At 70.1% G+C, this 13,063-nt stretch carries 15 protein-coding genes; 11 read left to right on the top strand and 4 right to left on the bottom strand.

Annotation, left to right across the window (positions count from 1 at the left end; all coding sequences use genetic code 11):
* Positions 1-27: 27 nt before the first annotated feature.
* Positions 28-1,047 carry a GNAT family N-acetyltransferase gene (locus tag B2869_RS07440; protein ID WP_292764511.1) on the bottom strand — a complete coding sequence of 340 codons (1,020 nt, stop codon included), beginning with the start codon at positions 1,045-1,047 and terminating at the stop codon, positions 28-30.
* Between the two features lie 119 nt (positions 1,048-1,166).
* Between B2869_RS07440 and B2869_RS07435 the strand changes: the two genes are divergently transcribed.
* The 11 genes from B2869_RS07435 to B2869_RS07385 all read left to right on the top strand — a co-directional run bounded on the left by B2869_RS07435 (position 1,167) and on the right by B2869_RS07385 (position 10,966).
* Positions 1,167-1,499, top strand: a complete 333-nt coding sequence (locus B2869_RS07435; protein WP_029259789.1) for a PadR family transcriptional regulator — start codon at positions 1,167-1,169, stop codon at positions 1,497-1,499.
* A 1-nt stretch (position 1,500) separates the two neighbouring features.
* A complete protein-coding gene (locus B2869_RS07430; RefSeq protein ID WP_292764504.1) occupies positions 1,501-2,460 on the top strand; it encodes a permease prefix domain 1-containing protein in 960 nt (319 codons plus the stop codon).
* A gap of 88 nt (positions 2,461-2,548) precedes the next feature.
* A complete protein-coding gene (locus B2869_RS07425; protein ID WP_021198989.1) occupies positions 2,549-3,469 on the top strand; it encodes a 1,4-dihydroxy-2-naphthoyl-CoA synthase in 921 nt (306 codons plus the stop codon).
* A gap of 28 nt (positions 3,470-3,497) precedes the next feature.
* Positions 3,498-4,652: an AMP-binding protein gene (locus B2869_RS07420; RefSeq protein WP_292764500.1), complete on the top strand. Its 1,155-nt coding sequence runs from the start codon at positions 3,498-3,500 to the stop codon at positions 4,650-4,652.
* A gap of 26 nt (positions 4,653-4,678) precedes the next feature.
* Complete coding sequence (locus B2869_RS07415) at positions 4,679-5,470, top strand: class I SAM-dependent methyltransferase (RefSeq protein WP_292764497.1); 792 nt, start codon at positions 4,679-4,681, stop codon at positions 5,468-5,470.
* Between the two features lie 61 nt (positions 5,471-5,531).
* Positions 5,532-6,710 carry a sensor histidine kinase gene (locus tag B2869_RS07410; RefSeq protein WP_021198992.1) on the top strand — a complete coding sequence of 393 codons (1,179 nt, stop codon included), beginning with the start codon at positions 5,532-5,534 and terminating at the stop codon, positions 6,708-6,710.
* Positions 6,707-7,342: a response regulator gene (locus B2869_RS07405; protein WP_021198993.1), complete on the top strand. Its 636-nt coding sequence runs from the start codon at positions 6,707-6,709 to the stop codon at positions 7,340-7,342. Before B2869_RS07410 ends, B2869_RS07405 begins: the two co-directional genes overlap by 4 nt.
* Positions 7,343-7,445: 103 nt before the next feature.
* Positions 7,446-8,207, top strand: a complete 762-nt coding sequence (locus B2869_RS07400; RefSeq protein ID WP_021198994.1) for an ABC transporter ATP-binding protein — start codon at positions 7,446-7,448, stop codon at positions 8,205-8,207.
* On the top strand, positions 8,204-9,664 hold the full coding sequence (locus tag B2869_RS07395) for an ABC transporter permease (protein ID WP_292764490.1): 1,461 nt from the start codon (positions 8,204-8,206) through the stop codon (positions 9,662-9,664). Before B2869_RS07400 ends, B2869_RS07395 begins: the two co-directional genes overlap by 4 nt.
* Before the next feature lie 18 nt (positions 9,665-9,682).
* The gene (locus B2869_RS07390) at positions 9,683-10,342 is read left to right on the top strand and encodes a 2-phosphosulfolactate phosphatase (RefSeq protein WP_292764487.1); all 660 of its coding nucleotides are present in this window, start codon (positions 9,683-9,685) and stop codon (positions 10,340-10,342) included.
* 138 nt (positions 10,343-10,480) lie between these two features.
* A complete protein-coding gene (locus B2869_RS07385; RefSeq protein WP_292764484.1) occupies positions 10,481-10,966 on the top strand; it encodes a DUF3054 domain-containing protein in 486 nt (161 codons plus the stop codon).
* 7 nt (positions 10,967-10,973) lie between these two features.
* Here B2869_RS07385 and B2869_RS07380 read toward each other — a convergent pair whose 3' ends face one another.
* From B2869_RS07380 to B2869_RS07370, 3 genes are all read right to left on the bottom strand, one after another.
* Positions 10,974-11,462 carry a SprT-like domain-containing protein gene (locus B2869_RS07380; protein WP_292764481.1) on the bottom strand — a complete coding sequence of 163 codons (489 nt, stop codon included), beginning with the start codon at positions 11,460-11,462 and terminating at the stop codon, positions 10,974-10,976.
* Positions 11,463-11,508: 46 nt separating this feature from the next.
* The gene (locus tag B2869_RS07375) at positions 11,509-12,036 is read right to left on the bottom strand and encodes a hypothetical protein (protein WP_292764478.1); all 528 of its coding nucleotides are present in this window, start codon (positions 12,034-12,036) and stop codon (positions 11,509-11,511) included.
* A 155-nt stretch (positions 12,037-12,191) separates the two neighbouring features.
* Positions 12,192-13,052 carry a spermidine synthase gene (locus B2869_RS07370; RefSeq protein WP_292764475.1) on the bottom strand — a complete coding sequence of 287 codons (861 nt, stop codon included), beginning with the start codon at positions 13,050-13,052 and terminating at the stop codon, positions 12,192-12,194.
* Positions 13,053-13,063: the final 11 nt, after the last annotated feature.

The raw sequence follows: 13,063 nt of genomic DNA, 5'->3' as shown, positions 1-13,063 counted from the left end.
CCCCGCGGAGTCTCTGAGCGCCGCACGTCAGGCCAGGTGTTTCTGCAACTCGCCCATCCGCTCGGTGGGGGCGAACCCGAGCAGGGTGTTGACGGCGAGCATGTGGGCGTTCGACTCGGCGTTGTAGGTGTAGACCGCCCGTGCCTGCGGCGCCGCGTGCTGCAGCAGGCGGAGATTGGCGATCTTCACCGCGGTGCCGAGGCGGTGGCCGCGATCCGAGCGACGTACGAGTGTTCCCCACTGGTAGGCGTTGCCGTCGTCCCCCGACACGACCAGCTGCGTGTAGGCGACCGCCTCGCCCTGCGGGTCGAGGGCGATCGTGCCGATCGACAGGCGGTTCTGCCGGACGAGGAGGTCCTCGTGCTCGCGGATGCTCTCCACATCGGGCTTCGCGGGTTCGATGTCGAGATCGCCACTGGGTGCCTCGGTGTCGATCGAGGCATCGAGGATCGCCCAGCCTTCGACGACATCATCCGGTACCGGTCCGACCCAGCTGCGGATCGTGTAGCCCCGGATCGCGGCGGCGATGTCGGCGTCGATGCCGTCGAGCACGGTCGGCGCGACGGGGAGTGCGAGCCTGTTCTGCACATCGCCGAGCGCGAGCGCGTAGCCGTGTCGACGAGCGAACTCCCGGCCAGGGTCGCCGGAGCCGTCGGAGCCGAGCTCGTACCGCCACGAGGTGTCGCCCTGCGCGGTGGTGCGTCCGGCGGCCGCAGCTTCGCCTTCGAGGAAGGCGAGGGCGGCGGACCCGACTCCGCGCCGTCGGTGCGCGAGGGGCACATCGATGTCGAGGTAGGCGACGTGCGTGTTGTCCTTCAGCGGGAGGGTGAGGCTCGCGGCACCCACGACGAGGCCGTCGTCGTGCAGCAGGAAGGCGCGCCGCTCGTTGACCCGTGACTCCTGCTGCAGCTCGCTGCGGGTCTCCTCCCGGGACCAGACGGGGATGTCGTCCCCGCGGTCTGCGCGCTCGGCGGACGCATAGGCGTCCCACCAGGCATCCACCGCAGCGGCGTCGAACGGGTCGATGCGCGTGATCTCGAGCGTCATGTCTCCACGGTACTTTCCCGCCTCGACACTTTCCCGTCTCGATGCTCTCTCGTCTCGCCTTGGATCGCGCATAAATGTGTGATTGACAATAGTGTGTGACGCACAGTAATGTGATCGTCATGAACGAGACGCTCGACACGCACCTGCAGGAACTGCGGCGCGGCACCGTGGTGCTCGCCTGCCTGCAGCTGCTGCGCACGCCGGGGTACGGCTATTCGCTGCTCGAGCAGCTCGAGCAGCGCGGCTTCGCTACCGACGCGAACACCCTCTATCCGCTGCTCCGCCGCCTGGAGAAGCAGGAGTACCTCACGAGCGAGTGGAACACCGACGAGGCGCGGCCCCGCAAGTTCTACCGCACCTCCGACGCCGGCATCCGCCTCGCCGACACCCTCACCGACGAATGGCGATCACTCACCACCGCGATCGCGTCCCTCACCGCAGAGGAGAACTGACATGACCACGACGTTCACACTCACCGAGCGCTACATCAGCGCGACGATCCGCAGTCTGCGCCCCGACGCCCAAGCCGACGTCCGCGCTGAGCTCGAGGCCTCCATCGCCGACGCGATCGAGGCCAGGGTCGAGCAGGGGGAGGTGCCGGAGTCGGCAGAGCGCGCAGTGCTCACCGAACTCGGCGACCCGGGAATCCTGGCCGCAGGCTACGCGGATCGCCCGCTCTACCTGATCGGGCCGCGCTTCTACTTGACCTGGTGGCGGCTGCTCAAGCTGCTGCTGATCATCGTGCCTGTCTGCGCCGCGTTCGGCGTCGCGATTGCGAAGCTCATCGAGGGCGCGACCATCGGAGAGGTGATCGGCGCGATCGTCGCCGTCACCCTCTCGGTCGTCGTGCACGTGTGCTTCTGGGTGACCCTGGTCTTCGTCGTGCTGGAGCGCACCGGCGCCGACACGGGGGAGAAGTGGGACGTCGACCAGCTGCCGACGCCGACCGAGAACGGCGCGGCGCGCAGCGACATGATCGCCTCGCTCGTCTTCGTGGGCATCCTCATCGGCGCGGTGCTGTGGGACGCGACGCGCGGTTTCTTCCCGACCGGTGCTGACCCGATCCCCGTCCTGAACCCCGAGCTCTGGCCGTGGGGGATGACCCTGCTCTTCGGAATCATGATCGCCGACGCCCTCCTGGCCGTCGCCGTCTACGTCCGCCGCCGGTGGACCGTCGGACTCGCCGTCGTCAACACCGCGCTCTCGATCGCCTTCGGTGTCTGGGCGGTCGCGCTGCTCGTGCAGGGCGAGCTGTTGAACCCGGAGTTCGTGCAGTTCGTGTTCGTCGACAACGGCGTGGAGGGTGACACTCTGCGGGTCCTCGCGGTGGTCACCGGCGTCGGTATCGTCGCCGTTCAGGTGTGGGCCATCATCGACGGCTGGATGAAGACCTGGCGGGCGCGTCGCGTCTGAAGGCAGAGCCGGACGTCGCACGCGCCGCTCCCTTCCGGAGCGGCGCGTGCGATATGTCGGGGAGGGCGCGAGGAATAGGCTGGATGCCGTGACCACCGCCTTCGTCTCCGATCTGTTCGACCCGGCCGAATGGGTGCTCGCGCCCGGGGCGGAGGACTACACCGACATCACCGCTCACGTCTCGCGAGACGGCGGTGTCGCACGCATCGCGTTCAACCGGCCGGAGGTGCGCAACGCCTTCCGTCCGCACACCGTCGACGAGCTCTATCGCGCACTCGACATCGCCCGGCAGGATGCGCGCATCGGCGCGGTGCTGCTCACGGGAAACGGACCGAGCCCGAAGGACGGCGGGTGGGCGTTCTGCTCCGGCGGCGACCAGCGCATCCGCGGTCGTGACGGGTACAAGTACTCCGACGCGGAGACGGCGATCGTCGACGGGGCGAGCCGCGCAGCGGTCGGCCGCCTGCACATCCTCGAAGTGCAGCGCCTCATCCGCTTCATGCCCAAGGTCGTCATCGCGGTGGTGCCTGGATGGGCTGCCGGTGGCGGACATTCCCTGCACGTGGTGTGCGACCTCACCATCGCCTCGGCCGAAGAGGCGCGCTTCAAGCAGACCGATGCGGATGTCGGCAGCTTCGACGCCGGCTACGGCTCGGCGTACATGGCCCGTCAGACCGGTCAGAAGTTCGCCCGTGAGGTGTTCTTCCTCGCCGAGGAGTACTCGGCGCAGCGTGCCTACGAGATGGGCGCCGTGAACCGGGTGGTGCCGCATGCCGAGCTCGAGCGCGAGGCGCTGAAGATGGCGCGCACCGTGCTCACGAAATCTCCCACGGCGATCCGCATGTTGAAGTTCGCCTTCAACGCGGTCGACGACGGATTGGTCGGCCAGCAGGTCTTCGCGGGGGAGGCCACCCGCCTCGCCTACGGCACCGACGAAGCCGTCGAGGGCCGCGACTCGTTCCTCGAGAAGCGCGACCCGGACTGGTCGTCCTTCCCCTGGCACTACTGACCAGGGCAGCCCAGAGTCGGAGACGCGCATGACCGCCCTGATCCCCACGGATGCCGAAGATCCGGTTCGCCTGCGAGAGGCCCTGCAGCGCGCGCTCGACGGCGGTCCGGCGCTGGGGCTCGGAATGGTGACCGGCGCCCCGGAGGACGTGGCGGACGGCCTCGCCGCCGTGATCGCGACCTCGGGGTCGAGTGGGGTGCCGAAGCGGGTCGCGCTCAGCGGGGAGGCCCTGCGGGCGAGCGCCGAGGCCACGGCCGCGCGGATCGGGAGCGGTCGCTGGCTGCTCGCCCTTCCCGCCGGCTACGTGGCGGGACTGCAGGTGCTGGTCCGCTCGATCCTCGCGGACACGCAGCCCGCGCGGATCGAGGGCCGCTTCTCGCCGACATCGTTCGCCGAGGCGACCCTCGAGATGCTGCGGCCATCGCCAGGGGCCGGGGTCCCGGAGCTGTTCACGTCGCTCGTCCCGGCGCAGGTCGCGACTCTGCTCGACGCCGCGGACGACACCGCCGTCCGTGCCGCATTGACGGCCTACCGGGCGATCCTGGTGGGCGGGCAATCGCTCCCCGAACCGTTGCGCGAGCGTGCCGCCGATCTGGGGGTGCGTCTGGTGCGCACCTACGGTTCGACCGAGACCAGCGGCGGCTGCGTCTACGACGGCGTTCCTCTCGACACGGTCGGCGTGCGCACGGTCGACGGCGAGCTGCGTATCGCGGGCCCCATGCTCGCCGAGGGATACCTCGGTGACGGATCACTGACCGCGCGCACGTTCGTGCGCGACGAGCACGGCATCCGCTGGTACCGGACCGGGGATCTCGGTCTCGTCGAAGACGGTGTCGTCCGGGTGCACGGCCGTGCCGACAACGTGATCGTGTCCGGAGGGATCAACATCTCGCTCGATCGTGTCGAGCGGGTCGTCCGCCGGATCGCGGGGCTGCACGAGGCGGTGGTGGTCGGCGTGGAGGACGAGCGCTGGGGCGAGGCGTCCGTGATCGTCGCGGCCCGGGGCGAGGTGCTGCGTCGCAGCGAGTCGGAGCAGCTCGCGCAGGCGCGCGACGCGGTCGAGGACGAACTCGGCAAGCATGCCCGACCGGCTCGTCTGATCGTGGTGGACGAGATCGAGGTGCTGTCCTCCGGCAAACCCGACCGCGAGGCCATCCGCCGCATGGTCGCGCAGCTGCACTGAGGGCGGGCTCTGCCAGACTGAACCGCATGGCCTCGTACACGCATGGACATCACGAATCCGTCCTCCGCTCGCACAACGTGCGCGACATCGCGAACTCGGCCGCGTACCTCCGCCCCCACCTCACGTCCACGACCCGCCTTCTCGATATCGGCGCGGGCCCCGGCAGCATCACGGTCGACTTCGCCGGCATCGTCGCGCACGTGACCGCGACCGAGATCGACGAGGATGCGCTGTCGCTCTCCCAGGGACTCGCGGCCGACCGGGGCCTGGCGAATCTCGACTTCTCGGTCGAGGACGTGCACGCACTGGGCTTCGCCGACGACTCCTTCGACGTCGTGCACGCACATCAGGTGCTGCAGCACGTCGGCGACCCGGTGCAGGCATTTCGGGAGATGCGCCGCGTCACTGTTCCCGGCGGGATCGTCGCCGCGCGCGATGCCGACTACGCGGGCTTCCTCTGGTTCCCGGTGCTGCCCGAGCTCGACCGCTGGCTGGCGCTGTACCGTGCGGCCGCACGAGCCAACGGCGGCGAGCCGGATGCCGGTCGCCGTCTGCTGTCCTGGGCGCGGGCCGCAGGCTTCACCGATATCACCGCGACGGCCTCCACCTGGTGCTACGCGTCACCCGCCGAGCGTGCCTGGTGGGGTGGGATGTGGGCCGACCGCATCCTCGAATCCGCCCTCGCGCGGCAGCTCGTCGACAGCGACATGGCGACGCGCGCCGATCTGCAGGAGATCAGCGATGCGTGGAGGCGCTGGGCCGACGACGGCGACGGCTGGTATCTGGTGCCGCACGGCGAGATCCTCGCCCGCGCCTGACGGACGCGGATACATCCCGCGACGGATGCCGGCGCGAGGGCCCCTCGCGTAGCGTGGGGGAGTGATCCGCCCGCTCTCTCGTACGGCGCTGACCCTCGACATCGTCGGGGCGGCGCTGCTCTTCCTCGTGCTCGTGCCGATGTCGCTGGTGTTCTACGGGCCCGGAACGGGGAATACCGCGATCGGGGGAGCAGCGGTCGCTGGCATCGTCATCGCGAGCGTCCTGATGTCGGGCGGCGTCGCCATCGGCCGGCTCGCCCCCGGGTGGGCGCTCGTTGCCGCATGGGCAGGCGCCGTGCTGCAGATGCTCTCCGGGTTCGGACCGTTGCCGATCGACATCGCGATCCTGCTCGTGCTGTACGCCACCTCCGCCTGGGGCACACGCCGCGTGCTCTGGTGGGGATTCGGTTCGGCGCTGTTCGGCGGCCTGGTCGCTGCCGTGTTCATGGTCATCGTCAACGGCGTCGCCTTCGGCACGGGCAGCGGGTGGGAGAAGGTCAGCGCGGGCACACTGCTGCTCGTCGTCTCCGTCATGGCGCTCGGGTTCGCCTGGGTGTGCGGGCTGCTGTGGCGCGTCGTCCTGCGCGCTCGCCGCACCCGGTCGGCCCAGCTGCAGGCGGAGTCGCTCGCCGCGGAGGAGCAGGAGCGGGTGCGGATCGCGCGCGACATGCACGATGTGGTCGCCCACTCGCTCGCGGTGGTGATCGCGCAGGCCGACGGGGCCAGGTACGCGGCCGCGGTGAAGCCCGAACTCGCGACCGAGGCGCTCGGCACCATCGCCCAGACGGCGCGTGGCGCCTTGAGCGACGTGCGGATGCTGCTCACACAGCTGCGGCACCGGCAGGGCGACGGCCCGCAGCCCACGCTCGCCGACCTCGAAGCGCTGTTCTCGCAGGTGCGGCAGGCCGGAATCGAACCGCGGGTCACCGTCGACCCGATGCCGCCGGGGGAGCCGCCGGCGGCCATCCAGCTCGCGGTCTACCGCATCCTGCAGGAAGCGCTCACGAACGCGATCCGGCATGGGGACGGCGCGGTCGACGTGCACCTCGCCTGGCTCGCGGACCGCGTCGACGTCGATGTGCGCAACACCGTCACGGGGGAAGCGACGGTGTCTCCCGGCGGGCACGGCGTCATCGGCATGCGCGAGCGTGCGCAGCTCGTCGGCGGTAGTCTGCAAGCCGAGCGCCGAGGGGCACAGTTCGTCGTCCACGCCACGCTCCCGATCGGAGTCTCCGAATGATCAGAGTCGTGCTCGTCGACGACCAGGCGCTCTTCCGTGCCGGGATCCGCATGCTCGTCGCCTCCCAGCCCGACCTCGAAGTCGTCGGAGAAGCCGGCGACGGCAAGGAGGCGCTCGAGGTCGTCCGCACGACCCGGCCCGACGTGGTGCTGATGGACATCCGGATGCCGGTCATGGACGGGCTCACGGCGACCGCCGAGATCCTGGCACGCCCGGAACCGCCGCGCGTCGTCATGCTCACGACGTTCGACCTCGACGAAGCGGCGGCACGGGCCATCCGGCAGGGCGCGAGCGGCTTCCTCCTCAAGGATGCCGATCCGGAGTTCCTGCTCGCCGCGATCCGCACGGTGCACTCGGGCTCGAGCGTGATCGCCGCCGCCGCGACACGCGACCTGTTCGAGCACTTCGCCGAAGCGCCCAAGCCCGTGCCGCCGCAGTACGCCGACCTCACGGACCGCGAGCGGGAGATCTTCGCGCTCGCCGCCCGGGGGCTCTCGAACGCCGAGATCGCCGGCCGGGAGTACCTGAGCGAGGCGACCGTGAAGACCCACATCAGCCGCATCCTCAGCAAGCTCGCGCTGCGCGACCGCGTACAGCTGGTGGTCTTCGCGTTCGAGCACGGCCTCGCCTGAACGCCGTTCCGCGGGCGGAGTCCGCGGATCATCCTTGCGATGTATGCGGAAGGGTCCCCGGGAGCGATGACCGGCGAGGTACCGCGGAAATAGCGTCGGATGCATGGAGATCACGACCACCGACCTGGGGCTCGCCGCCCGCGTCCAGCACCTGAAGAAGACCTACGGCTCCGGTGAGGGCACCGTCCATGCGCTGGACGACGTCAGCGTCGGCATCCGCCGGGGACAGTTCACCGCCATCATGGGGCCATCGGGCTCCGGCAAGTCCACCCTGATGCACATCATGGCGGGGCTCGACAGCCCCACCGAGGGACGGGCCTGGATCGGTGACACCGAGATCACGGGGCTCGGAGACATCGATCTCACGATTCTGCGTCGTCGCAGGGTCGGCTTCATCTTCCAGGCCTTCAACCTCGTGCCGACGCTCGACGCTCTCGGCAACATCATGCTGCCGTTCGAGCTCGACGGTCGTCGTCCGAGCGCGATCGAGAGGGCGCGCATCGACGGACTGATCGAGACGCTCGGGCTCGGCTCGCGTCTCTCTCACCGCCCGCATCAGCTGTCCGGCGGGCAGCAGCAGCGTGTGGCGATCGCCCGAGCCCTGGCCACGGCACCGGATCTGGTGTTCGCGGACGAGCCCACGGGCAACCTCGACTCGAAGACCGGACGCGAGGTGCTGCGTCTGCTCGCCACCGCGAGCCGTGAGCACGGCCAGTCCATCGCGATGGTCACGCACGACGCGATCGCGGCGAGCCATGCCGACCGCGTGCTCTACCTCGGTGACGGACGCATCGTCGCCGACCACCCGCGTCAGACCGCAGAAGAGATCTCGGCCTACATGCTCGCCGCCGAGGTGGCAGCATGACCGCCGTCGCCACGGTCGTCCCCGAGACCCGCGCGACCGGTCCTCGACTGGCCTGGCTGCGAGACCGGGGGATGGGCGCGAGCGTCCTGGTCGCCGCGCTGTCCGCCGCGTTCGGAGTGCTCCTGGTCGAGATCACGGCCTACATCGGCGCCGTGCTGCAGGCCGATCCCTTCATCGGCGACAGCGGGACGCTCGCGTTCGTGGTCGCACTGCTGTCGGTGCTGCTGACGGTCGTCGCGATGTACGTCGCCGCGATCGTCACCGCGAACACCTTCTCGACGATCATCGCCGGACGCACCCGTCAGATCGCGCTCATGCGTCTGATCGGGGCGACCGCGCGCTCGCAGCGGGCTCAGGTCGGCACGCAGGGGCTCGTCGTCGGGCTGCTCGGGGCGGCGATCGGCATGCTCGCGGGTCTCGTGCTCGCGGTCGTCGGGGTGCAGGTCGGCGGGCAGCTGATCGCCAACGCCCCGACCGACTTCTCCCTCGTGCAGCCGTTCGTGGCGCTGCCGGCGATCGGCGTGGCCCTCACGACCTGGGCGGCGGCATGGGCTGGTTCCCGCCGTGTGCTGTCGGTGACGCCTCTGCAGGCGCTCGGCGGGTCTGTCGAGCGCACGCACGACGACGTCTCCGGCACGCCGGGTCGGCACATCGGCGCCTGGGTGCTGTTGATCGCCGGTGCCGCGCTCCTCGTGGGCGGTGTGCTCGTCGGTCTCGTCACACCGCTCGGGGTCGTCGTCGCCTTCTTCGGCGGTGTGCTCTCGTTCACGGGCCTGGCTCTCGGATCCGTGCTGTTCATGCCCCCGGTCCTGCGACTGGTGGGGCGGATGTTCGGATCGAGCGCGACGGCTCGTCTCGCGGCCGAGAATGCGCTGCGCTACCCGGAACGCTCGTCGAGGATGGCGATCGGCGTGGTCATGGGCGTAACCTTGGTGACGATGTTCGCCGTAGCCCTCGAGTCGGCCAAGCGGCTGATGATGAGCCAGACCACCGGAGAGGTTCCTGCGGCGTTCTTCGCCCCGATGGACGCCTTTGCGGCGGTGATGATGGTGCTGGTCGCCGTCTCGGCCGTGATCGCGGCGGTCGGGCTCGTGAACCTGCTCACTATCGGCGTGGTGCAGCGTCGTCGCGAACTGGGGCTGCTGCGCTCGATCGGGCTGTCCAATCGCCAGGTGCGACGGATGGTGCTGCTCGAGGCGACCCACATCACGGTCGCAGCGACGCTGACGGGACTCGTGCTGGGCGTGGTGTACGGCTGGATCGCCGCGCAGTCGCTGCTCGGATCGGTGCCGACCCTGCCGGACTTCGTTCCCGCGGGACTCATCGCTCCGCAGATCCCGTGGATCCCCGTCGCCATCATCGTCGTCGCGACGGCGGTGCTGACGCTGGTGGCGGCGGCGACGCCCACCCGACTGGCGACCAGGGTGGCCCCGGTCGAGGCGCTCGCGGCGGACTGACGCCTCTAGGCTTGTCGGATGCCGTCGCCGTTCGATCAGTCCACTTATCAGGTCCGCCTCGACTGGGGCACCGCGGGTCTCGCCCGCCTCGCCGATGCCGACGTCGTCGTGGTCGTCGATGTGCTGCGGTTCTCCTCCACGGTCATCGATGCCACGGCGTCCGGCTCTGCGGTCGCGCTCGCGGAGGCGGAGGGGTGGTCGCGGAACGGGGCGGCCGTCGTCGCTGCGGCTCCCTCCGAGGCGACGGTGCTCGTCGGCGGCATCCGCAACGCGGCGGCCGTCGCACGGGCCGTGCAGACCATCCAGGAGCGACGGCAGGCACGCACCTCTGTCGCGGTGATCGCGGCCGGCGAGCTGGATGAGGCGGGGGGGCGGCGGTTCGCCGTCGAGGATCAGCTCGGGGCCGGTGCGATCGTCTCGGCGCTCTCGGATCGGGGTATCGATCACACGGCTCCGGACGCCGCGGTCGCCGCCGAGGGCTTCCACGCCCTGCGCGGCGCGGTGCGGCACATGATCGGTGCGAGCGGATCCGGCCGTGAGCTCGCCGCCGGCGTCGTCGCGACCGCCCGCATCGAAGCATCGGGTCTGATTCCGACCTCCGTGGCGGATGCCGCCGTCCTCGATGCGGTCGACGTCGTCCCGGTGCTCCACGAGGGATCGTTCGTCCGCTTCGACTGATGCGCATGCCCACCCCGTTCGGAGGATTTCTCCCCGACGGGCGGACGCGCGGCCGCAGGACATCCTCCCGACACGGAGATCTCCGCCGGTTACCGCGGGGCAGGCACCGGCACGGCCGCGGGCACGTAGGGTCGTGGCATGAGGTACCTTCCCGCTGTCGTCGTCGATGTCGTGCTCGTGCTGATCTTCGCCGCGATCGGTCGCGCGTCCCACGATGAGAACCCTGCGGGGTTCCTGCTCACGGCATGGCCGTTCCTGATCGCTCTGCTCGTGGGCCATCTCCTCGCCGCGCTGCTGCCCGGCCGACCCCGTCGTCCCTGGTCGCTGCCATGGGGCGCAGTGGTGTGGGTCGTCACGGTCGCGGGTGGGATGCTCATCCGTGTGCTCAGCGGCGACACGGCGGAGCTGCCGTTCATCATCGTGGCGACGCTCGTGCTCGGGGCGTTCCTGGTCGGCTGGCGCGCGATCGCAGCCCTGCTGCGTCGTCGGCGCAGCGCTGCCGATGTGACCGTGGAATCCGGCGCGGCGGTCGATTCCGGCGCAGTGGGCGATTCCGGCGCGGCCGTCGAACCCGGCGCAGCACTGACGACCGATGCGGAGAGCCGCGACGAGCCGAAGGGCTGAGCCGCGGTCAGCGCGGCATCTGCGCGGCGAGGCGCACGTCGGTCGAGATCTCCCGTCGGGTCCAGGCGAAGAGATGACGGGAGTCGAATGTGCGCGAGCACCGGGCGCACGATGTCGGTCTCGTCGGGCGGCGGTGCCGGTAGGTGACGTGACCTGCGGGGCAGCTGCCCACCCAGGGGGCGAGCTCCACGGCCGTCTCACCGTGGTGGGTCGTTCCCCCGACGTAGCCGAGATCACGGGCGATGCGCTTCCACGTGGGCCCATGCGCAGCGGCGTGACCGGCGAGGGCGTGCGCGACCTCATGCAGCAGCACCTGATGGATGTCGTCGTCTTCGAAGCGTGCGGCGAGATAGCGGGACACGGTGATGCGCTTCTTCGTGTAGTCGCACTGCCCGGCCCGCCGCTTGGCGTTGTCGAAGCCGAAAGACCAGCTGTCGTCGAGGTGCAGCGTGATCAGTGCTTCGCCCCAGACGCGCACACGGTCAAGTTCCGCCATGCGATCAGGCTAAGCCATGCCGCCGACATCGCGGTGGCACGAAGACTCAGCCCGCGATGAGCTGCGGCGGGCGGCGCCGCTCGACAGCCTCGATGGCCAGGAGCGCCGTCTCGAGCTCGCTGTCTTCCGCACCCGACTCGCGCCGGAGGAACAGCGACTGCTTGAAGCTCTCCCTGGCGGTCTCGTAGTCGCCTGCGTCGTAGGCGTTCTTGCCGTGGTGCTGGTACGCGAACGCGGCTATCGACAACCAGCGCTGCCCCTCCGCCTCTGTCGCGCAGGTCGAGAGCTCCTGTTCGGCTGCGGCATGCGCACCCCGATACTGCAGGATCGTGGCGTGCAGCACTCGGGCGCGCAGAACGTCCTTCCGGGTGCCGGCCATGCGCGCCTGACGCACCGTCTCATCCGCCAGTACGAGCGCCTCGTCGAGGCGGTCGAGCACCTTCAGCAGCCACACGCGCTCCAGCAGAGCGGGCAGGCTGCGCTGCGAATCGATCTCCGCGAGTCGTGCCTCGCACTCGTCGAGATCGACCTTCTCGCGGAGGGTGTCCTGGTCGTATCCCCGGATCAAACTCATTGCTCTCCTTCCGCAGCGTCCCCCACCAGTCTGCCCTCCGGCGACGGGGTCGTCGGGGCGGCGCGCCCTGGTCTCCTCATCCTCTCTTCGACACACGGCGAGCCGGCGCTGCAGTCACCGTTCGTGCCCCCTCGAAGGCCGGGGACGCCCGTGGCTCAGCGGAGGAAGAGCGAGGCGTCGGGCCGCGGGGAGGCGATGGCGTCGGCGTCGGTCACGATCCGCGCCCCGTGGAAGAAGGCGTCGGCCTCGGCACCCTGCGCGATCTTCGCGGGGTGGGGACCGGCGGCCAGGATGCGCGGCAGCCATTCCGTCGGCAGGGGAGCGGCCGAGGCTGCGACGACGAGGTTGCCGAACCGCCGGCCCTTGAGCACCTGTGTGTCGGCGAGGATGCCGATCTCGGGGAGCACGTCTGCGATGGTCGCGGCCTGTCGGCGGGCGAAGGCGAGACCGGGGCCGTCGGCGACGTTGACGAGGAGCACGCCGCCGGGCGCCAGCAGCTCCGCGAGCTCACGGTAGAACTCGACGCTGGTGAGGTGGGCGGGCGTCTGGGCTCCCGAGTAGACGTCGGAGACGACGAGGTCGCAGCTGGCCTGCAGTCCGCTCGGCAGCTTCGCCACGCCTTCGCGGGCATCGCCGATCCTGATCCGGATCGGCGCGCCCTTCGGCAGGGGAAGATGCTCCCGCACCAACTGAGCGAGCGGGGCCTCGAGCTCGATCACCTGCTGGCGCGAACCGGGACGCGTGCTCTCGATGTAGCGCGGGATCGTCAGGGCGCCGGCTCCGAGGTGCACGGCGGTCAGCGGGCCGGGCGGCAGCTGGTCGATCACCGCCCCCATGCGCACGATGTACTCGAAGTGCAGGTGCGTCGGGTCGTCCAGATCGACGTGCGACTGCGGCGTGCCGTCGACGATCAGCTCGAAGCCGCTCGTGAACTCCGACGGGATGATGCTGGCGATGCCGCCGTGATCCAACCGGACCTGGGGATGCTCGGTGTCGCGCGATCTCGTCCGGCCCATGGGCACGAGCC

The organism is Microbacterium sp. UBA3486, from assembly GCF_002377845.1.
GTDB lineage: Bacteria > Actinomycetota > Actinomycetes > Actinomycetales > Microbacteriaceae > Microbacterium > Microbacterium maritypicum_A.
Note: the sequence above shows the minus strand (reverse complement) of the source record. Positions and strands in the feature narration are given on the sequence as shown.